The organism is Frateuria terrea (genome assembly GCF_900115705.1).
Lineage (GTDB): Bacteria > Pseudomonadota > Gammaproteobacteria > Xanthomonadales > Rhodanobacteraceae > Frateuria_A > Frateuria_A terrea.
The window spans coordinates 217,482-238,168 of the sequence record NZ_FOXL01000006.1 but is presented as its reverse complement, the minus strand read 5'-3'; the positions used below and the strand labels follow the sequence as shown (position 1 = coordinate 238,168).

At 67.8% G+C, this 20,687-nt stretch carries 13 protein-coding genes; 5 read left to right on the top strand and 8 right to left on the bottom strand.

The features are described from left to right. Positions 1-159 precede the first annotated feature (159 nt). The 6 genes from BMZ38_RS12375 to BMZ38_RS12350 form a co-directional block, all read right to left on the bottom strand. Positions 160-1,137: an alpha/beta fold hydrolase gene (locus tag BMZ38_RS12375; protein ID WP_425431883.1), complete on the bottom strand. Its 978-nt coding sequence runs from the start codon at positions 1,135-1,137 to the stop codon at positions 160-162. A 122-nt stretch (positions 1,138-1,259) separates the two neighbouring features. Continuing rightward, positions 1,260-3,116 (bottom strand): M1 family metallopeptidase, encoded by a 1,857-nt coding sequence (locus BMZ38_RS12370; RefSeq protein WP_091338022.1) that lies wholly within the window; start codon positions 3,114-3,116, stop codon positions 1,260-1,262. Between the two features lie 564 nt (positions 3,117-3,680). After that, positions 3,681-4,997, bottom strand: coding sequence for a metal-dependent hydrolase family protein (locus BMZ38_RS12365; RefSeq protein WP_091338017.1), 1,317 nt, complete (start codon positions 4,995-4,997; stop codon positions 3,681-3,683). A 114-nt stretch (positions 4,998-5,111) separates the two neighbouring features. Continuing rightward, complete coding sequence (gene plsB, locus BMZ38_RS12360; RefSeq protein WP_091338013.1) at positions 5,112-7,712, bottom strand: glycerol-3-phosphate 1-O-acyltransferase PlsB; 2,601 nt, start codon at positions 7,710-7,712, stop codon at positions 5,112-5,114. Positions 7,713-7,734: 22 nt separating this feature from the next. Then, positions 7,735-8,661, bottom strand: a complete 927-nt coding sequence (locus tag BMZ38_RS12355; RefSeq protein WP_091338009.1) for a hypothetical protein — start codon at positions 8,659-8,661, stop codon at positions 7,735-7,737. 267 nt (positions 8,662-8,928) lie between these two features. Beyond that, on the bottom strand, positions 8,929-9,786 hold the full coding sequence (locus tag BMZ38_RS12350) for a 5'-nucleotidase, lipoprotein e(P4) family (RefSeq protein WP_091338006.1): 858 nt from the start codon (positions 9,784-9,786) through the stop codon (positions 8,929-8,931). Between the two features lie 114 nt (positions 9,787-9,900). Between BMZ38_RS12350 and BMZ38_RS12345 the strand changes: the two genes are divergently transcribed. Together BMZ38_RS12345 and BMZ38_RS12340 are read left to right on the top strand one after the other, a co-directional pair. Further along, entirely contained in the window at positions 9,901-10,935 is a 1,035-nt protein-coding gene (locus BMZ38_RS12345; protein ID WP_091338002.1) for an AI-2E family transporter, read from the top strand. 186 nt (positions 10,936-11,121) lie between these two features. Beyond that, positions 11,122-13,977, top strand: a complete 2,856-nt coding sequence (locus BMZ38_RS12340) for a TonB-dependent receptor domain-containing protein (protein ID WP_091337998.1) — start codon at positions 11,122-11,124, stop codon at positions 13,975-13,977. Between the two features lie 49 nt (positions 13,978-14,026). Here BMZ38_RS12340 and BMZ38_RS12335 read toward each other — a convergent pair whose 3' ends face one another. After that, positions 14,027-15,538, bottom strand: a complete 1,512-nt coding sequence (locus BMZ38_RS12335) for a tetratricopeptide repeat-containing sulfotransferase family protein (RefSeq protein ID WP_342707651.1) — start codon at positions 15,536-15,538, stop codon at positions 14,027-14,029. A gap of 110 nt (positions 15,539-15,648) precedes the next feature. Continuing rightward, a complete protein-coding gene (locus BMZ38_RS12330; RefSeq protein WP_091337992.1) occupies positions 15,649-17,628 on the bottom strand; it encodes a UvrD-helicase domain-containing protein in 1,980 nt (659 codons plus the stop codon). 114 nt (positions 17,629-17,742) lie between these two features. Between BMZ38_RS12330 and BMZ38_RS12325 the strand changes: the two genes are divergently transcribed. The 3 genes from BMZ38_RS12325 to BMZ38_RS12315 all read left to right on the top strand — a co-directional run bounded on the left by BMZ38_RS12325 (position 17,743) and on the right by BMZ38_RS12315 (position 20,676). After that, entirely contained in the window at positions 17,743-19,110 is a 1,368-nt protein-coding gene (locus BMZ38_RS12325) for an NAD(P)/FAD-dependent oxidoreductase (protein WP_091337988.1), read from the top strand. Between the two features lie 74 nt (positions 19,111-19,184). Beyond that, the gene (locus tag BMZ38_RS12320) at positions 19,185-19,817 is read left to right on the top strand and encodes a thymidine kinase (RefSeq protein ID WP_091337985.1); all 633 of its coding nucleotides are present in this window, start codon (positions 19,185-19,187) and stop codon (positions 19,815-19,817) included. An 85-nt stretch (positions 19,818-19,902) separates the two neighbouring features. Continuing rightward, a complete protein-coding gene (locus BMZ38_RS12315) occupies positions 19,903-20,676 on the top strand; it encodes a hypothetical protein (protein ID WP_091337982.1) in 774 nt (257 codons plus the stop codon). The last annotated feature ends 11 nt before the right edge of the window (positions 20,677-20,687 follow it).

Here is a 20,687-nt window from a genome sequence, read left to right as displayed (position 1 = left end):
GCAGGTGGACGTCCGCTCCGGCACGTCCCACGTCGCCGATCGAAGCGCCTCGCAAGAACGACCAACAAGCGACACCCTTCCGCAGCCTTTACCGCGAGCCCCGGCCGCTCACCCCAACCCTCTGCCCCGAGGGGAGAGGGAGCACGGGCGTGCGGCAGGCTAATGCCCCAGCACGAAGCCGGTCAGCACCTGCGCGGTGGCCTCGGGCTTTTCCATCATCGGCATGTGGTTGCAGCCGTTGAGCAGGCTGGAGCTGATGGCGGGTGCCTGGACCAGGCCGTTGCGCAGGCTGTCCAGGGCGGAGGGATCGACCATGCGGTCCTGGCGGCACCAAAGGCCCAGCACCGGCACGGTCAGGTTGCCCAGGACGTGCTGCAGCGAAAGGTAATCATCGGGCTGGCGCAGCTCGGCCAGGGTGCGTTCGATGAAGGACCGGTCCCGACGATTGCGTGCGACGAACACGTCCTCGATCCGTCCCGGCACCTGTGGCGGTTGCAGGAAGGCGAGCTTGAGCGCGCGCTCGAAGCCGGCACGGTCGTCGTATACGAACGGGTCACTGCCGGCGAGGATCGTGCGGTCGAAATCGCTCTCGTCGGCCTTCAACCCATACGCATCCAGCAACGCCAGCGCCGCCACGCCCTGCGGATGGCCGGCCGCGTAGACGCCGGCGATCGCGCCGCCCATGGAGTGGCCGACCAGTACGAAGCGCTGCAGGCGGAGCGCGGCCACGAATGCCTGCAGGCGATGTGACTGCGCCGCGACACCATAGTCGCCGGGGCTGCGCGAGGACTCGCCCCAGCCCGGAAGGTCCGGAATCACCACGTGGAAGTGCTGCGTGAGCTGTTCGGCCAACGGCAGCCACACGGTCTTGTCGGCGGCGAAGCCGTGCAGCAATACCAGCGTGGGGCCCTGGCCACCTTCGTAGTAGCTCCAGGTAGTGTCGCCCGCGCGTACCGTGTGCTTTTCCACGTGCGCGGCCATCGCCTGGCGCATCACGTGCGCGCGCAACAGCCACTGCGGCGCGAACAGGTAGCTGCCGCCAAGCACGGCCACCACCAGCGCGACGAGCACGCCGAGGAACTTCAGGCGGCGGAACAGCATGCGCTGCCAGAGGGGAAGGTTGGCGGGCGGGTTCATGGAAGCTTCCTTCGGGAGTTGCGGCAGGTCCGGCCGCTTCCCTGTCGCGCAGAGCGGCCGGGAAGGGGCTCGTTCGGAGGCTGGAGCACCCCTTCCCGCACGCAGGAAAGGGTGCCGCCGGTCTACTTCTTGCCCTGCCTGGCCTTGCGCAGGATCGACTCGATCGCGCCCTGGGTCATCGGGTGGTAGCCGTCCTTGGCCTTGGCATAGGCCGCCTCGGCGTAGGCCAGGCCTTCGGGCGTGGCGGCGAAGGCCTTGTACACCGGCAGGGTCAGGTACATGCGGCCGATGCGGGTCATGTGCTCGCGTGCGTCCTCCCAGACATTCTTGTCGCCGGCGGCGATGGCGTGGCTGTACCAGCGCATGCCGATTTCGGCGTTGGGCGTGCCGGTGAGGTGCCAGGCGGCGTCGAGCTGCTTCATCTTCGAGAGCGGCGGCGCATCGGGCAGCCGGTCGAGGAAGTACATCCACTCCTGCGTGTTCCAGCCCTTGGCATCGAGTTCGTTGGCGTCCAGCGTGCCTGCGAGGAAGTCGGCGCGCTCCTTGTCGATGGTCTGGAAGCGCAGGGAAGTGGGCAGCGGTGCCTCCCTGGGGATGCCGGGCTGGTAGACCCAGGCCTTGGCCTCGTCCCAGCTCATCTTGCCCGGGTGAGTGTCGAACAGGTTGGCCTTCATGTCCGCCAGCATCTGTTCGGTGGTGATCGAGGTGAACGCGTGGCGATGGAAGTAGGCCTTCAGCCACTCGTCGAAGGTCCCACGGCCAAAGCGCTGCTCCAGCGTGCGCAGGAACCAGGAACCCTTGTCGTAGGCGACGTCCGAGAGCGAGTCATCCGCGCCCACGCCGCGCGGGTCGGGTGCGAGCTTCTGCGAGTTGGCCGGCATGTCGCCGATCGACTTCTGCAGCGCGCGCGCCGACAGCAGTGCTTCCTCGTCGGCCAGCGCCTTGCCGTAGACGGCTTCGGTGATGCGGCCCTGCACGTAGGTCGTGAAGCCTTCGTTGAGCCAGATGTCGCGCCAGCTCGCGGCAGTCACCAGGTTGCCCGACCAGGAGTGCGCCAACTCGTGCGAGACCAGCGAAACCAGGCTCTTGTCGCCGACCAGCACGGTCGGCGTGGCGAAGGTCATGTTGGGGTTTTCCATGCCGCCGTACGGGAAGGAGGGCGGCAGCACCAGGATGTCGTAGCGGCCCCAGGCGTACGGGCCATAGAGCTGCTCGGTGGCCTCGATCAGCTTCTCGGTGTCCTCGAACTCGTGCGCTGCCTTGCCGACCACCGAGGGCTCGGCGTAGACGGCCGAACGCGGGCCGGTTTCCTCCACCGCGATGTCGCCGGCGCCGATCGCCAGCAGGTAGGACGGGATCGGGTGCGGCTGGTCGAAGCGGAAGTCACCGTCGAGCGGATGCTTCGCGTCGTTGATCGCGCTCATCACCACGCGCACGTCCTTCGGTGCGGTCACGTGCGCGGTGTAGGTGAAGCGGATCGCCGGCGAGTCCTGCAGCGGCACCCACGAGCGGGCGTGGATCGATTCGGACTGGGAGAACATGAAGGGCAGCTTCTTGTCCGCCGTCTGCGCCGGCGTGAGCCACTGCAGGCCCGAGGCCTGCGGCGAGGTCGCGTAGACGATGCGCACTTTCGCCGGATGCCTTGGCGCCTGGATGGTGAGCTTGCTGCCCAGTTCCTTGTCGCGCGGCGCCAGCGCGAACTTCAACGCGCTGGCACGGCCGGCGGTGTCGAGGCCTTCGACCTTGGCGATCTTCAGGTCGCGCGTGTCCAGCACCAGCGCGGGAGCGTTGGGGTCCTTCCAGTCCAGGCTCAGCGTGGCGGTGCCGTCGAGCGCCTTGTGCGGAAAGTCGATCGCCAGGTCCAGGTCCAGGTGGGTCACGCGCACTTCGTTGGGCTGCGCGTAGGAGTGCGGGTCGGCGGCGAGCGCGGACAAGGGCAGGACCAGGGCGCCGAGGGCGAGGGCGGGGATTGCACGCATGCGGACATCTCTGCGGGGACGGAAGCGGCGAGTATGCCATCCGGTCGCGCGGGGGCGCCCGTGACGAAAGGGCCTGGAGCAGACGCGCTCGTCTTCCTCTCCTGGGAGGGGAGAGATGACGCTTGCGGGAAAGGCGAATGGTGCGAGGCGCGCATAGACAGTGGTCCGCCCCCCAGCCATCTCCCCGGACGGAAGAGGGAGCAGAGCGGCGCCGCTTCGGCGCGTTCCAGCATAAAACGCGTGCTTCTCTTGCCTCAGCTCCCGAGCGCCCGCGGTATAGCGGCTGTAGCTCCTCTAGGCGAGAGACCCACTCGACAAGGCGCAGGGGCACTAGCTCTTATCCCTCACCGGACTAAGCCAGGCCGTTTCTTTTGGTTACTTTTCTTTGGGCCAGCAAAGAAAAGTGACCCGAGCGCCGACAGGCGATCGGAAGCCCGCCGCAGGCGAGCCAGGTCGCGAAAGCGCCCCGCAAGAAGGACAAACAAGCAACAGTGCTCGCGGACATCCCCGTGAGCCCCGGCCCCTCACCCCAGCCCTCTCCCCGGAGGGCAGAGCGCGCTAAAACTAAAGCGGCTTCCCGTCCTGCTTATAGATGGTGCCGTCCTTCATCACGAAGCTCACCCGCTGCAGCGTGGTGATGTCCTCGAGCAGATTGCCCGGCACGGCGATCACGTCGGCGTGGCGACCGGGCTGGATCTGGCCCAGCTCGCCCGACTTGCGCAGCAACGCGGCCGCATGCGTGGTGGCCGCCTGGATGGCATACATAGGCGGCATGCCGGCCTGCACCATGTACTCGAACTCTTTCGCGTTCTGCCCGTGCGGATATACCGCCGCGTCGGTGCCGAAGGCGATCTTCACGCCTGCCCTGTAGGCGCGTCCGGCGGTGGCCTGGATGATCGGACCGACCTCCTTCGCCTTGCGCGCGACCTGTGGCGGGTAGTAGCCGGGCTTGGCCGCCATCTGCTCGACGTACTTGCCGGCGATGATGGTGGGCACGTACCAGGTGCCGTGCTCCTTCATCAGCTTCATGTCGGCATCGTCCATGAAGGTGCCGTGCTCGATCGAATCCACCCCGCCGAGCACCGCGCGCCGGATCGCCTCGGCGCCGTGCGCGTGAGCCGCCACGGTGAAGCCGTAGTCGTGCGCGGCGGCGACCACCGCCTTGATCTCCTCCAGCGTCATCTGCGGGTTGTCGGCACTGGCGCTTTCGTCCAGGACGCCGCCGGAGGGCATGATCTTGATGAGATCCACGCCGTCCTTGTAGTGCTGGCGCACCGCTTTCCAGGCGTCGGCGGGGCTGTTGATGATCCCGTCCTTGGGGCCGGGGTTTCCGGCCAGGTCCTGGCGGTAGCCGTCGGTCGGGTCCGCGTGGCCGCCGGTGGAACCGATCGGCATGCCGGCGGTGAAGATGCGCGGTCCCGGCACGATACCCGCGTCGATCGCGTTGCGCAGGGCGATCGATTCGTTGGCGTTGTCGCCCAGGTTGCGCACGGTGGTGAAGCCGGCCAGCAGCGTGCGCTTTGCGTAGACGGTGGAGCGGATCGCGTAGTCGGCGGTGTTCCAGCGGAACTGGTCGGTGTAGCCGGTGGGGCTGGTTTCGGAGGTCAGGTGCGTGTGCGTGTCGATCAGGCCGGGCAGGCAGGTCTGGCCGGCGAGCTCGACGCGCTGGCCCTCGCCGGGCGCGGGTGCGCCGGCATGCACGGCCTGGACGCGCCCGTCGCGCACCACGACAGTGCTTTCGCCCAGCAGCTTTCCGGCCGCCGGATCGAGCAGGCGCGGGCAATGCAGCGCGGTCGACGCATGCCCGGCGGGCGGCTCGGCGGCGAGGGCGGGGCTGGCCACCAGTACGGCGACGAGGGCGAGCGCGGGACGGCAGGTCATCGGCGGCTTCCTCCGGCGGGAGCCGCCATCATGCCAGACGCCCGTAGGGTGGGTTTCAGCCCATCGCGCCCTTGCCGGACATCCGAGGCGGGCCGGAGCGCACCCTGCAAAAACTTACGCGTGGGGGTCGTTCTGGTGATGCTCGGCGTCCACGTGGCGCCGGTGCAGGTCTTCGCTGCCGCTGTCTTCGGGCACGTGCGCCGCGGGTTTCGGCGGCGCGGCGTCCATGTCGCCGTCCACGCCGGTGATCTTCAGGATCGAATGGCGCACCTCGCGCGCCAGGATCACCCGCGCATCGCGCACCATGTCCTCCAGGCCGCGGTCGTAGTCCAGCTTGCCGCCCTCGTCGGTCCACACGACCTTCTGCTCGCGCAGCTTCTGGATGAAGCCGCGGAACAGCGCCTTGTCGAAAAACTCCGGCGCCGACTGCTCGTTGAGCAGCGACAGCCGCTGCGCGGTGAGCGCGCAGGCGGTTTCCAGTTCGCCGGCGCTGATCGTGTGCGGCCCGTTCTTGGCCAGCGCGGCGATGGTGATGTAGTAGCGCTCGAACGCCTGGATCAGGCTGCGCGCGATGGTCTTCATGCGGAACGCGGCGTCGTCCTGGCCCGGCCCGCGCTCGAGCACGCGGCCGTCGCCGGAGGCCTCCAGCAGGCCGCGGCGCACGAAGAAGTCGATCGTGCCCTGCATCTGCGCCACGAAGCCGTCCGAATCCCACGGCAGGAACAGCTCGGCCTGGATGAACGGATAGATGATCCGGCCCAGCCGCAGCACGGAAGCGCGCGTCATGCGGCGGTTGTTCAGGAAGCAACAGGCGACCCACGCGGCGGTGGCGGTCAGGTGCAGCACGTTGTTGCGGAAGTACGAGAGCAGCACCGCGTTCTCGTCGTCGGCCTTCAGCACGTCGCCGAGCGAATGGCGCACGCGGCGGATCCAGCCCATCTGCTCGCCGTAGGCGATGATCGAGGGCGGATCCATCGGGGTGACGGTGATGCGATCGGAATAGGGCAGCTCGACCAGCAGCGCGCGGGTCAGCTCCAGCTGCGCCAGCAGGTCGTTCTCGGCCATCGCGTGCTTGGGCGTGGCCAGCAGCGCCAGCGCCAGCAGGTTGATCGGGTTGACGTCGGCGGCACGGTTGATGTTGACCTGGATGCGCTCGGCGAGATCGTCGACCGTGCGGCCCAGCCACTCGGGCTTGGCATCGGGATCGCCGGTGGCGGCGCGCCAGTCGCTGCTTGCCGCATCCAGCAGCGGGGTCAGCTCGATCGGCTCGCCGAAGTTGAGCGCGACGTGGCCGTAGCGCTGGCGCAGCACCTTCAGCCCCTTGAGCAGGCCGATGAGGGATTCCTTCTCCTTCGGCTTGCCGGAGAGTTCGCCGATGTAGCTCTTGCCTTCCATCAGCTTCTCGTAGCCGATGTACACCGGCTGGAACAGCACCGGGCGCCGTGGCGCACGCAGGAAGGCGCGCACGGTCATCGCCAGCATCCCGGCGCGTGGCGCGAGCAGTCGGCCAGTGCGCGAGCGGCCGCCCTCGATGAAGTACTCCATCGGCACGCCGCGGTCGATCAGCTGGGCCACGTACTCGTTGAACACCACCGAGTACAGCGCGTTGCCCTTGAAGCTGCGGCGCAGGAAGAACGCGCCGCCGCGGCGCAGGATCGGCCCGATCACCGGCAGGTTGAGGTTGACGCCCGCGGCGATGTGCGGCACCACCACGCCGGACACGTGCAGCTGGTAGCTCATCAGCAGGTAGTCGGTGTGGCTGCGGTGGCAGGGCACGTAGATCACTTCATGACCGGGCGCCGCTGCGCGCGCCTTGTCGAAGTGGTGCATGGCGATGCCGTCGTACAGCTTGTTCCAGAAGTTGGCCAGCAGGAACGAGGCCGAACGCACCACCGGATGCGAGTAGTCCGCGGCGATTTCCATGACCAGCTTGTGCGCGCGGCGCCAGGCCTTGGCGTGGGAGATGTGTTCCTTGGCGGCGGTGGCGGCGATCGCCGCACGCACCGGTTCGGCGTTGAGCACGGCGTCGGCGATGGTGCGCTTGTGCGAAAGGTCCGGTCCGATCACGGCCGCACGGATGCGCCGGAAGTGGGTGCGCAACACGCGGGCGATCTTGCGCGCGAAGCGCTCCGGCTCGGCCTGGCCGGCCTCGTCCACGACCTCGCGCAGCGACACCGGCGCGGAGAAGTGCACCACCGTGTCGCGGCCGTTGAGCAGCAGCGCTAGCAGGCGGCGGAAGCGGCCGACCATCACCCAGTTCTCGGAGAACAGCACGCGGAACCAGCCGGTGTCGCGGCTGGGCGCGCGGCCGACGTAGATCGACACCGGCACGATCTGGATGTCGCGTCCGGGCTGGCCCTCCAGCGAGCGCACCAGCTGGCCCAGTGTCTCGTATGGCGAGCGCTGGCGGCTGCGGCCGAACAGCCAGCCGTCGCGGCGCGCCAGCGCGAACACCGAACGGCGCCGGCGGGTGCCGGCCAGCGGTTGCATCGGCGGCGGCAGGCCGGCCTCGCGGCAGGCGCGTTCGAGAATCAGCGCGTCGGAGAAGCCGTCACGCTCGATCACGTAGCACACCGGCGCGCCGGCCTTGAGCAGGCTGGCCGGCTCGGTCGGGTCGCGGCGGATGCGCACCCAGGGTTCGAGCAACTGGCCGGCCAGGCTGAACCACCAGGGCGCGCGGCTGCGGGCGGGGGAATCCGCGGTCATGTTCTGCATCGGCGAATTGTAGCGGGTGAGTTCAGCGCAGCGCCGGGACCACGTCCGTCGCAGCCAGGCCTGGTGTCGTGGCGGCGCCGGCCGGGGCGGCCAGTCGCTGGTGCGCCTGGCGCACGCTGTCGATCAGGTCGCGGTCGTACCAGCGGCCGTCCTGCTGTATCAGTGTCGATTCCATCGACAACGGCCGGCCCAGCAGCTGGTATTCGATGCGCACGCGGGCGTAGGGCGGGTGGTATTCCAGTGGCACCACGCGCGCCGAGGCGAGCGCCTGGTCCAATGGCAACCCGTACAGCGCCAGCACCTGCTCGAGGCCGTGGAACGCCATGGCGTAGCTGCGCATGGACTGGTCGAAGCCCATCGTGCGCAGGCTCTGCGCGTCGCGCAGGTCGAGCTTGCGCGCGGTGCTTACGACCACGCCGACCGCCTGGCGCGCCTTGGCCGGATCGAACCACGGCGCCTGCTGTGCCCACGGGCCCAGCGCATCGACCAGTGCCGTGGCGTGCTGCTTCTGCTCCTCGCCCAGGCGAGGGTTCTCGTCGATCGCCTGGCTCGCCAGCGCGCGGCCGACGCCGACCAGCAGCGGCAACTGGTCGCCGTAGCGGGATTGCGCGTCGGCCAGCCACGGCTGCAGGCGGGCATCGAGCGTGGCCTCGGCGTCCGGCGCGGCGAGCTGCCGCAAGGCCGCGTCGATGCGTGTGCGCTCGGCCGCGTCCAGCGGCGCTTCGTCGGCGCGTGCCCGGCCCCAGTCCTCGCGCAGCATGGCGTAGTCGTGGGGCGGCAGGGCCTGACGCCAGAACCCGGCGAAGTCGCCCGCGCGCACCAGCGCAATCGATGCCCGCACGGCCGCCTCGGGCGAGTCGCCGCCGGCGGTCGCCGCGTGGTCACGTGAATGGCAGGCGGCCAGCAAGGCCAGGGCAAGCAGCGGCAGCAGGCGATGGAACGGGCGCATGGACCTCTCTAGCGATGCGCAGGCTTGGGTGCACGAGGATGGACCGACGAGCGTACGTGGCCCGTGCAACTGGCGGCAAGCAGATGTCTGCCTGCAGGCAAGAAAAACCCCGCGGGCCTGGAGCCGCGCGGGGGAAATCCGGCCGAGCCGGAAGGGAAATGGCCTTGCCCGCGGTTTGGAGGTCAGCAGGTTTCGGCGGGACAGAGCTTACGCGCCCGGAGTTCCTGAGGCAATGGTTTTGTTTTACGCTGTAAGTTATTGAAAAATCTATTCAACGCGCAGGGCGTCGATCTTGCGTCGGCGACGTTCCTGCGGCGAAGCCTGCCAATCGTTGCCGAACAGCGCCGGTTCCCAGCTGCCATAGCTGGGGTTGGGCAGCACGAACCAGCGCCGGCCGATCCAGTCGATGTAAGGCTTCACCGCCGCCTCGCGGCCGGCTGGCGTGTTCCGGGGGATGTCCAGGAAATCGCCCAGCTGGTCGCCGAACTGCATCAGCACGCGGTAGTGCCGGCTGACCCATTGCCGCCGGCAGCCCTTGTCCGAGCCGTGCTGTTCGCAGCCCGGCACGGCCGTGCCCAGGCCGAGCAACGCCTCAGGCCCGGATACCGGCGCGCCGACCTGGCGCAGGTTGGCCAGCGTGGCATCGTCCAGCGCCTTGTCGCGATTGGAGATGTAGATCACCTTGACCCCATGCGCCATGGCGTAGCGAGTGAACGCCACCACGCCCGGCAGCGCGCGTGCCCTGGCTTCGCGGCACCAGGCGTCCCAGCTGGCCTGGTCGAACGGGGCATGTGCGCGGATCAGGCGCGCCTGGTAGGGCGAGTTGTCCAGCACCGTTTCGTCGATGTCCAGCACCACCGCCGGTGGCAGGCCGCGGGCCGGCTCGAGGCGGTCGGCGGGCGTGAGCGCGTCCCAGCGGCGATCGGCCAGTGCCGCGGCCAGGTGCCGTTGGGCATCGCGGTACGTCTGCAGGTAGATCAGGTCGTGCTCGACCGCGTTCTGCACCCAGGCCGTGGCATTGAGGTTGTCGTCGGCCGCTACCGCCGGCGCCATCGGCCTGGGTGGGGGCGCGGCCGTGCAGCCGGCGAGCAGGAGCAGTGCGAACAGGGCGTGGCGGCGCATCATCGCCTGAAGACCTCGTGAAACCGAACGGCCGGCCAGTGTACGCCAGCGCACCACGCTGGCAGCCGGGTCGGGCTGCTGCGAGACTGGGCACCCCTCCCCCAAAGCATCCGGTGCATGGCCTCCGACCCGTCCCTGCTGCGCGAGCCGACGCGCGCCACCCGGATCGCCAGCTACCTGCTGGCCGGCCTCGCGCTGCTGCTGGTGATGAAGCTGCACCTGCTCTCCGCGTTGCTGGCCGGCCTGCTGGTGTACGAACTGGTGCAGACGATCAGCCCCCTGCTGGAGCGCCGCCTGTCCGGCCGCCGCGCCCGCGCGGTCGTGGTAGCCGTGCTGGGCGCCGTGGTGGTGACGCTGCTGATCCTGCTCGCACTGGGCGCGATCAGCTTCTTCCGAAGCGAGATCGGCAACCCGCACGAGCTCTGGCGCCAGCAGTTGATGCCGCTGGTGGAAAAGGCGCGCGAACAGCTGCCGGCGTCCTGGGTGGGCTGGCTGCCGGACAGTGTGGACGAACTGCGCGTGATGGCCACCGAGCTCACCCGCAAACACGCGGCCAGCCTGCAGCTGGCCGGCAAGGACACCGCGCGCGGCCTGGCGCACATCCTCATCGGCCTGGTGCTGGGAGCGATCGTGGCGTTGAGCCGCAGCGCCGGCCCGGCCCACCAGGTCGGTCCGTTGGCGGCCGAGCTGGGACAGCGCTGTCGCCGCCTTGCCGGGGCGTTCCACAACATCGTGTTCGCGCAGATCAAGGTCTCGCTGATCAACACCGCATTCACCGCGATCTTCCTGATCGGCGTACTGCCGACACTGGGCATCCATGTGCCGCTGGCCAAGACGCTGGTGGTGGCGACCTTCGTGGTCGGCCTGCTGCCGGTGATCGGCAACCTGATCTCCAACACCGCCGTGACCATCGCAGGCCTGTCGGTATCGCTGGGCGTGGGCGTGGCGGCGCTGGCCTTCCTGGTGCTGATCCACAAGCTGGAGTACTTCCTCAACGCACGCATCGTGGGTACGCAGATCCGTGCGCGCGCCTGGGAACTGCTGGTCGCCATGCTGGTGATGGAGGCGGCCTTCGGCCTGTCCGGCCTGGTCGCCGCGCCGATCTACTACGCCTACCTCAAGAGCGAACTGGAGGGGGAGCAATTGCTCTGAGCCGACCTGTCGCAGTCAGGTCGCAGAAAAGTTTGATTTCCGTCACGGGATACGGTACCTATTCGTTTGGTTCGCGTTAAAAGGAACTGTGCACCCACCAAGGTGCGCTGGTACTGCCGTTTGACCGCAGGGGAGCGGGTGGCAGCGGACTGTTTGTTTCGTCAATTCAGAAACTTGGGGAAAATAATGCTTAAGACCAAACTTGCCGCGGCCGTACTGGTCGCGCTGAGCATCGGGCCGTCCGCCGCGTTCGCGCAGGGCATGTCCGGCCAGAACGCTCCTGCGCAGCAGGACACCGCGCAGTCCGCCAATACCAGTGCCGACCAGACCAAGGCCCGCAAGCTCGAAACCATCACGGTCACCGGTTCGCTGATCCCGCAAACCGATATCGAAACGGCCACGCCTATCACCACGATCACCGCCGAGGACATGAAGGTCCGCGGCTTCACCACGGTTGCCGAGGCGCTGCAGCAGTCCTCGTTCGCCACCGGCAGCGTGCAGGGTGCCTCGACCTCCGGTTCGTTCACCCAGGGCGCACAGACCCTGAGCATGTTCGGCCTGCCGGTCGGCTTCGTGAAGTATCTGATCGACGGCCGCCCGATGGGCGACTTCCCCGGCCTGTACAACGGCAGCGACACCTTCAACAACCTCAGCGGCATCCCGATGGAGATGGTCGATCACATCGACGTCCTGCCGGGCGGCCAGTCGTCGCTGTACGGTTCCGATGCGATTGCGGGCGTGATCAACATCGTGCTGAAAAAGCACGTGGACGGTCCGAGCGTCGACGCGCGCTATGGCTGGCACACCGGTGGTGGCGGCGCGGACCGTCGGATCAGCTTTTCCGACGGTTTCAGCGCGGGCAAGTTCAACATGCTGGTGGGTGCGCAGTTCGAGAGCACCCAGCCGATCTGGGCCGCCGACCGCGGCCTGACCCGCCAGTATTTCACCCAGGGCACCAGCGCGCCGGTCGCCTCGCGCGACTTCCTGGTCTACAGCCCGTTCTCGGGCCACTACTACTTCGAGGATCCGAACAACTGCGGCAACGTGACCGGCCTGTTCGGCGGCACCGAAGGCCAGCAGACCCGCAGCGGTGGCCGCACGTACTGCGGTTCGTTCTACACGCCCGGGTACGCAACCGTTTCCAACGACAAGAAGACGGCCAACGTCTACACCCACGCCACCTTCGACGTGAGCGACAACCTGCAGTTGTACGGAGACCTGCTCTACAACTACGACGAGCAGAAGTATTCGATCGGTTCGAACTTCACCTGGTGGGGTACCGGCGTGGACTTCGGCGCGTACTACGATCCGCGCCTTGATGACTTCGTCGACCTGCAGAAGGCGTTCGCGCCGGAAGAAACCGGCGGCTTCAAGTCGATCATGAACAAGCAGTACGAGAAGTCGTACATGCTGACGCTGGGCGGCAAGGGTACCTTCGGCGAGTCCAACTGGGACTACGACCTGGGCTTCACCCACTCGGACGACAAGCTGCTGGAGCACAACTTCCAGCGTTTCGCCGGTCCGATCGACAACTACTTCATCCAGCACGTGCTGGGCCCGCAGCAGGGCATGGACCCGTACTACAACGCGTATCCGCAGTTCACCCCGGACTACGCCGCGTTCTACCAGCCGATCTCGCAGGCGGACTTCAAGAGCTTCACCGGCTACACCGACACCAACGCCAAGACCTGGGACAACATGCTGCGCGGCCAGTTGACCAACGCCTCGCTGTTCACGCTGCCCGGCGGCGACGCCGGCCTGGCCGTCGTTCTGGAAGGCGGCAACCAGGGCTGGTCCTACGTGCCCGATCCGCGCCTGCTCGATGGTGAGGTCTGGGGCACCACGGACGTGCAGGGCGCCGGCCATCGCTCCCGCTACGCCGCCACTTCCGAGTTGCGCATGCCCTTCTTCAGCATGCTGACGCTCGATGTGTCCGGCCGCTGGGACAACTACAAGGTCGCGGGCGGGAACGTCCACCACGGCACCTACAACCTGGGCCTGGAGTTCCGGCCGTTGGAGTCGCTGCTGCTGCGTGGCCGCTACGGCACCGCGTTCAAGGCGCCGACCCTGTCCGACGAGTTCCAGGGCCTCAGTGGCTTCTACAGCTTCGTCCCCGATTACCTCAACTGCGGCCGCCTGGGTCACGGTCCGGGGGACATCGCCAACTGTCCCACGCCCTATGACAGCACCCAGTACTTCGGCCAGCAGGCGGGCAATACCGCATTGCAGCCGATCACCGCGAAGGTGTGGAGCTACGGCGCGGTGTGGGCCCCGACCAGCAAGCTGTCCTTCAGCGTCGACTACCTGCATTGGGACATCAGCAACGAGGTCAACACCGAGAGCGCTGACCTGCTCTCGCAGACCGAGTACCTGTGCGACATCGGTACCCTGGACGCGGCCTCGGCGACCTGCGCGAACGCCTTCGGCCAGATCACCCGCGGCACCTCGACCACGCCGGGCCTGCTGGGCCAGATCCAGCAGATCTACACGCCGAAGGTGAACGTCTCCAACGAGCAGGTCAACGCCGTCACGGCCAGCGTCAACTACGTGCAGGACATCGGCAGCTGGGGCAGGCTGTCCTTCGCGACCTCGTACAGCGACGTGCTCAAGCACACCACCCAGGCCTACCCGAACGATCCGACGATCGACGTGCTCCGCCACCCGGCGGCGTACCCGAACGGCACGGACTTCAAGAGCAAGGTCAACGGCTCGCTGACCTGGGCGCCGAACGAGCAGTGGAGCGGTACGCTGTACTTCAACCGGTACGGCAAGACGCCCAACTACATGGCATCGGTGGTGGACAACTACACCGACCCGGGCACCGGCAAGCTGGGCGCGTGGATCCTCTACAACGCCAGCGTGACGTACAACCCGACCAAGAACCTGGGCCTGTCGTTCCTGGTCAACAACCTGTTCAACAAGATGCCGCCGCTGGATCGCAGCTATCCGGGCACTTCCAGCCAGCCATACAACGACAGCAACTACAACGTTTATGGCCGCGCGATGTATCTGGAAGCGAACTACAAGTTCGGCGCGAAATAAGAACCGTCGCAACACGAAAAACGGCCCCGCGTTGCGGGGCCGTTTTTTTTCAGCCGTCCGAAGGCGCCTCGCGCTCCAGCGCGATGCCTGCCGCATCCAGCAATGTCTGCAGCGGGCGCAGCTGCTCCTGGTACTTCTTCCAACGCTGGATGGACTTGCGGTTCATCGGCTCCCTGACCTGCACCGCGCTGGCCGTGGCAACCGGCGCCTGGTTGCGTTCGAAACGCAGGCAGTCCCCATGCCAGGGCAGGCCGCAATGTTCCAGCAGACCTCGGGTCGCTTCCTCCTGGCGATCGACCAGGCACTCGTATTGGACCTCCAGGATGCGGCCGGGCATTACCCGCCTCCAGTGCGCAAGCAGTTGCTCGAACAGCACGTAATAGCGACCGGTGTCCATCAGGTCGAACGAGTAGTCGTAGTAGGGCGAACTCAGCGCAAACAACTGGCGGAAATTGCTCAGGCAGGTGTCCAGCGGCTCACGTCGCAAACAGATGATCCTGGCGTCTGGCAGTGCCTGCGCGATGAAGCCGGCATACAGGAAATTGTGCGGCAGCTTGTCGACGAATCTTGCCGTGGTACCGGTTGCCGGCCGGGTGCTTGCAAGATAGGCCTCGCCCAGCTGCATGGGGTCCAACTGGCGGGCGCGCTCGATGGTTGGCGGGTCGAGCAGGAGCGGTGTACGGCTGCCGGACAGGCGCTTCAGCACGACACCGAAGTTCTGCAACTCGCCCGCGGAATGAACATCCGGGTGCGCGGTCAGGATGCGCTCGACCAGTGTCGTTCCGGAGCGCGGCATGCCGATGACGAAGATGGGCTCTCGCGTGGGATGGCCGCCGCCCGGACAGGAAGGCGCCGGGAATGCGCGCCGGATGGCCTCGAACAGCTCCTCATCCCGCCGGTGGGAGTAGCCACGCCCTTCACCGCCCGCCGCCTTGCCGCGTGACAGGTGCTCGAAGGCCTGGCGGTAATCTCCTACGTCCTCGTACTCCTTGGCGAGCGCCAGGTTGACGTAGATGCGGCCGGCCTGCGCCTGCTCGGCCTGCGGCAGCAGCGACGTCAATCGCTCGAGATGGTTCTGTTCGGGTGTCTGCCGGCGCAGTTGCGCCAACGTCAGGTGAGCCTTCCACCAGCTGGGCTGAAGAGCCAGGCATGCCTCGAGCTCTTGCTCGGCCTCCTGCAGGCAGCCGGCGTATATCAGGGCAGTCGCCAGGTTGAAGCGGTAATGCGGATTGCCCGGCATGCGTCCGGCCGCCAGCCGGAATGCTTCGGATGCGCGGGTGTAGGCGTTGGCCTGGGTGAATACCACCCCGAGCGTGTCCAGGGTCGTGGGGTCGGTCGGAGCCAGCGCGAAGGCGCGTTCGGCGACCTCCAGCGCCTCCTTGCCGAACCGTGCGATCGACAGCACCTTGGCCAGTTGCGCGGCAAAGTCGGCCCTGTCGGGCGCCATGGATGTGGCCTGGCGGAGGTGGGCGTGTGCAAGCCCCAGTTCCTGCAACTCCACGCTGGCGACGCCCGCGATGTAGTGCATGCCTGCCTGCGGCGCCGCGCGCAGTGCCCTCAAGGCGAATTTCCTTGCAAGGCGCCAATCCCTCCGGTTGAAGGCACTCGCCGCCTCGATCGCTGGATTCTGTTCGGTCATGGCGTCCACATCGTAAGCGGGTTGGGCATGCTTCAGTGACCGGCCAGCATCGCCTTGATCTTCGCCATGTGCGACTCGGCCGTCTCGCGCACCACCTCCTTGTCCGCCTCCGGGTCCTTGCCCTGCCAGTGCAGGTCGGCCTGCGGCAACTCGTGCAGGAAGCGGCTGGGCTGGTTGCTGTGGATCTCGCCGTAGCGCTTGGTGCGGGCCGACCAGGACAGCGTGAGCAGCTCCTTGGCGCGGGTGATGCCCACGTACATCAGGCGTCGTTCCTCGTCGATGCGGCCTTCGTCGATGGCGCCCTCGTGCGGCAGCGTGCCTTCCTCGCAGCCGACGATGAAGACGAAGCGGAACTCCAGGCCCTTGGCTGCGTGCAGGGTCATCATGCGCACGGCGTTGCCGGGCTCGTCGCGGTCGGCGTGGCTGAGCAGGGCCAGCTGCGCGGCCAGGTCGCCGGCACTGTTGCCCTTCTGCATGGCGCGGAACCAGTCGCACAGCTCCTGCAGGTTGGCCATGCGGCGGTCGCGCAGGGCGGCATCGGGCGTGCTCGCGGCGATGTGCGCAGCGTAACCGGTACGCTTGAGGATACGATCGACCAGATCGGCCGCGCTCTCGTGCAGCGAGGCGCTGCGCAGCTCGTCGAGCAGCTCGGCGAAGCCGGCCAGCGCCGCCGCCGGGCGCGGCGTGAGCTGGCGCAGCACCGCATCGCTGCGGGTCGCCTCGAGCAGCGAGCAGTGCTTCGACTGCGCGAGTTGGCCGAGCTTCTCCAGCGTGGTGGCGCCGACCTCGCGCTTGGGCACGTTGACCACGCGCAGGAACGCCGCGTCATCGCTGGGGTTGGTCAGCAGGCGCAGGTAGCAGAGCAGGTCCTTCACCTCGGCCCGGTCGAGGAAGGAGAGCGCGCCGGTAAGGTGGTAGGGGATCCGCGCCAGGCGCAGTGCCTTTTCCAGCGGACGCGCCTGGAAGTTGCCGCGATAGAGGATGGCGATGTCGTGCCAGCGCGCCTTGTGCTTTTCGGCGAGCGTGGTCGCGATGGCGGCCACCTTCTCGGCCTCGTGCTCGGCCTCCTTGCATTCGAGCACGCGGATCGGCGCGCCTTCGGGGTGCTCGCTCCAGAGCTTCTTTTCGTGCAGGTGCGGGTTGTTGGCGATCAGCTGGTTGGCCGCGCGCAGGATGCGCCTGCCGCAGCGGTAGTTCTGTTCCAGCTTGATCACGCGCAGGTTCGGCCAGTCGCGGCCGAGCTGGTCGATGTTCTCCGGGTTGGCGCCGCGCCAGGCATAGATCGACTGGTCGTCGTCGCCCACGCAGGTGATGCGGCCGCGCTCGCCAGCCAGCGCCTTGAGCAGGCGGTACTGGGCATCGTTGGTGTCCTGGTATTCGTCCACCAGCAGGTAGCGCAGGCGCTCGCGCCAGGCATCGCGGCACTCCTGGTCCGATTCCAGGATGCGCAGCGGCAGCCGGATCAGGTCGTCGAAGTCGACCGCGTTGAAGGCCGCCAGGCGCTGCTGGTACATCTGGTAGATGGTCGCCGCCTCCAGCTCGCGCGGCGCGCGCGCGGCGGCCAGTGCTTCCTCCGGCGAGAGTCCCGCGTTCTTGGCGCGGCTGAGCAGATTGCGGATGCCGAACAGCACGTCCGGCTTGATGCCCTTGGGCGCCAGCTCCTTGACGATGCCCTCGCTGTCGTCGGCATCGAGCACCGAGAAGCCGCGGCGCAGGCCGGCGCGCGCATGCTCGATCTGCAGGAACTTCAGCCCCAGCGCGTGGAAGGTGCAGACGGTGAGTGCGGCGGCGTCCTCGCTGCTGACCAGCTTGCCCACGCGCTCGCGCATCTCGCGGGCGGCCTTGTTGGTGAAGGTGATCGCGGCGATCTTCGAGGCGGCGAGCTTCCGCCGCTGGATCAGGTGGGCGATCTTCTGGGTGATCACCGAGGTCTTGCCGGAGCCGGCGCCGGCCAGCACCAGCAGCGGGCTGTCGCAGTGTTCGACGGCGGCCAGTTGTTGCGGATTGAGCATCGATCGGACGGCGGGAACGGGCGGGTGTCGATGGTAGCAGAGGGTCCCTGGCGCGCCGGCCAGCATCGTCCATAATCGGCCAGCGACCGCCGCGGGGGCGACCGGGAGGAACCGATGGAACAGGGGCAGAGGGCCGTGCAGCCATGCGACGTCGCCGTGATCGGCGGCGGTCCGGCCGGCAGTACCGCGGCGGCGCTGCTGGCCAGGCGCGGCTACAAGGTGATCGTCCTGGAGAAAGACTGCCATCCGCGCTTCCACATCGGCGAATCGCTGCTGCCCATGAACCTGCCCGTGTTCGAGCGGCTCGGCGTACTGGACAAGGTGCGTGCGATGGGCGTGTTCAAGCCCGGCGCCGACTTCGAGGCGGACAACGAGCGTGGCTACAACACCTACGCCTTCGCGCGCGCCATCGGCAACAGCCCGCCGCATGCCTACCAGGTGTGGCGGCAGGACTTCGACCAGATGCTTTTCGAGCATGCGCGCGAGGCCGGTGCCGACGCGCGCGAGGGCCAGGAGGTGATCCGCGTCGAGCAGGCCGGTCCGCGCGAGTCCTGGCTGGAGGTGCGCGACCGGCAGGGTGGTAGCTATCGCATCCTGGCGCGCTACGTGGTGGACGCCAGCGGCCGCGACGCGTTCCTGTCGTCGAAGAAAAAAATCAAGCGCAAGAACGACCAGCACCAGAGCGCGGCGATCTTCGGCCACTTCCGTGGCGCACAGCGCCGCCCCGGCGAGGATGCGGGCAACATCAGCATCTACAGCTTCGCGCACGGCTGGATGTGGATGATCCCGCTGCCTGACGGCGTGATGAGCGTGGGCGCGGTGTGCCGTCCCGACTACCTCAAGCAGCGGCGTGGCCGCACGGTGGACTTCCTGCTGGACACGCTGAAGGCGAGCCCGGCGCTGTGGAAGCGCTTGGAGCAGGCAGAGCTGATCGGCGAGGAGGTGCGGGTCACCGGCAACTACTCGTACGACTCGTCCTGCATGGGCGGTCCGGGCTGGGTGCTGGTTGGCGATGCATTCGCCTTCCTCGACCCCGTCTTCTCATCGGGCGTGTATCTGGCGATGAGCGGCGCCGAACGGGCAGTGGAGGTGGTCGACCGGGCGCTGCGCGAACCCGCGCGTGAGCGGACCCTGCTGCGCCGGCTGGAGAAGCGCCAGCGCAAGGGCATGGCGCGGTTCTCCTTTTTCATCTACCGCTTCAACGGACCGGTGATGCAGCAGATGTTCCGCCAGCCGCGCAACACCTGGCAGCTGGAGCAGGGAGTGATCTCGATGCTGGCCGGCGACCTGTTCGACACGCCGCGGGTGCTGCGCAAGCTCGGCCTGTTCAAGCTGGTCTACGCCATCTGCGTGCTGCGCGACTGGCGGCGCAGCCGCATCGAGCGCAAGTACCGGCTGGCGCAGGCGCGCAGCCACTTCACCGGGGGCACCACGCCACTGGACCACGAGCCGGAGCTGGCCCGGGAAGAACGCGCCGCGTGAACCGAGCCGGCCGCGCGTGCCACACTTGAGCACTTGTGAGGCGCGCGGGCGCCGGCGTTCACCCGGTTCGAGGCATGGCCAAGTTCTATTTCTATTATTCGGCGATGAATGCCGGCAAGACCACCACGCTGCTGCAGAGCGCGTACAACTATCACGAGCGCGGCATGCGCACGCTGATCCTGACGCCCGCGCTGGACGACCGCTACGGCGAGGGCGTGGTCGCCTCGCGCATCGGCCTGAAGGCGAACGCGCGCCGCTTCGGCAGTGGCGAAGACCTGTTCGCCCTGGTGGAGCAGGACATCGCCGACCGCAGCGCGCTGCACTGCGTGTTCGTGGACGAGGCGCAGTTCCTCTCCAAGGCGCAGGTCTGGCAACTCTCCGACGTGGTCGACCGGCTCAACGTCCCGGTGCTGGCCTATGGCCTGCGCACCGACTTCCGCGGCGAGCTGTTCGAGGGCAGCCGCTACCTGCTGGCCTGGGCGGACAACCTGGAAGAGATCAAGACCATCTGCCACACCGGCCGCAAGGCGACCATGGTGGTGCGCGTGGACGAACAGGGCCGCGCGGTGACCGAAGGCCCGCAGGTTGAGATCGGCGGCAATGACCGCTATGTCTCGGTGAGCCGCGCCGAGTTCAAGCACATCACCGAAGGCCGCGGCCGCATCGAATTGCAGCAGAGCGTGCTGCCGCTCGACGACAAGCGCTGACGTTGTTTCGCTCCCCTCCCGGGTGTCCGGGAGAGGCAGGAGAGGAAAAGGCGCTTGCTCTCCAACTGGACCGAAGGAAGCCTGCATGACCGCCACCCCGGAAGCCTGGCCCCGCCCGTACTGGCAGCCAAGCGAGGAAACCGTCGTCCTCTACTTCTACGTGTTCGGCCGCTTCGCCGTCGACCTGGCGATCCCCGCCGCGCGCTACGCCAGCCGCGGCCTGCCCGAAGGCGTGGAGCTGCAGCGCTTTGCCCACAATGCGCTGCGCGGTTGGGAAGGTTATCCGCTCAAGGGTGCGCTGGGCGAGCTGCTGCAGGAGGACGCGCCGGATGCTTTCGACCGCGCCCGCGCCGCGCCCGACGTGCTGGTGATCCGCGGCGAGCTGCCCGACCGCGACAGCCTGGACTACCTGCGTGACACGCTGGGGGTGCTTGCCGGACTGCTGGACGTGGGTGGCAGCGCGATCCTGGATCCGCAGATCCTCACCCTGTTCGATGCCGAAGGCTGGCGCCGCCACTATCTGGTCGCAGGCGGTGCGCCGCCGCGCAACCACGTGCTGATCCTGCGCAACGAAGACGACGGGGACGGGCGTTCGCACGTCTACACGCGCGGCCTGCGCAAGTTCGGCCGGCCGGACCTGAGCTTCCGCCGCGTGCCGGATGCGCAGGCCGGCCAGGCTGGCCTGCTGTGCGAACGGCTGGTCGAGCTGGCGGCGCTGGGCGCCCGTTTCGTCGAGGGCCAGCCACTGGAGGTCGATGGCCTGGCGGGCGGGCTGGTCGCGCATCCGAGCGGCAGCCTGGACGATCCGCGCTTCAACAACACCCACGTTGCCTTCGACTGGCCGGCCCAGGCAGGGTAGGCGCGGAGCCG

Bases quoted from the DNA above. Each gene is read 5' to 3' on its own strand.
- BMZ38_RS12365 (WP_091338017.1), bottom strand. From the start codon at position 4,997: ATGACCTGCCGTCCCGCGCTCGCCCTCGTCGCCGTACTGGTGGCCAGC.
- BMZ38_RS12345 (WP_091338002.1), top strand. From the start codon at position 9,901: ATGGCCTCCGACCCGTCCCTGCTGCGCGAGCCGACGCGCGCCACCCGG.
- BMZ38_RS12370 (WP_091338022.1), bottom strand. From the start codon at position 3,116: ATGCGTGCAATCCCCGCCCTCGCCCTCGGCGCCCTGGTCCTGCCCTTG.
- BMZ38_RS12340 (WP_091337998.1), top strand. From the start codon at position 11,122: ATGCTTAAGACCAAACTTGCCGCGGCCGTACTGGTCGCGCTGAGCATC.
- BMZ38_RS12315 (WP_091337982.1), top strand. From the start codon at position 19,903: ATGACCGCCACCCCGGAAGCCTGGCCCCGCCCGTACTGGCAGCCAAGC.
- BMZ38_RS12350 (WP_091338006.1), bottom strand. From the start codon at position 9,786: ATGATGCGCCGCCACGCCCTGTTCGCACTGCTCCTGCTCGCCGGCTGC.
- plsB (WP_091338013.1), bottom strand. From the start codon at position 7,712: ATGCAGAACATGACCGCGGATTCCCCCGCCCGCAGCCGCGCGCCCTGG.
- BMZ38_RS12325 (WP_091337988.1), top strand. From the start codon at position 17,743: ATGGAACAGGGGCAGAGGGCCGTGCAGCCATGCGACGTCGCCGTGATC.
- BMZ38_RS12320 (WP_091337985.1), top strand. From the start codon at position 19,185: ATGGCCAAGTTCTATTTCTATTATTCGGCGATGAATGCCGGCAAGACC.
- BMZ38_RS12330 (WP_091337992.1), bottom strand. From the start codon at position 17,628: ATGCTCAATCCGCAACAACTGGCCGCCGTCGAACACTGCGACAGCCCG.
- BMZ38_RS12375 (WP_425431883.1), bottom strand. From the start codon at position 1,137: ATGAACCCGCCCGCCAACCTTCCCCTCTGGCAGCGCATGCTGTTCCGC.
- BMZ38_RS12355 (WP_091338009.1), bottom strand. From the start codon at position 8,661: ATGCGCCCGTTCCATCGCCTGCTGCCGCTGCTTGCCCTGGCCTTGCTG.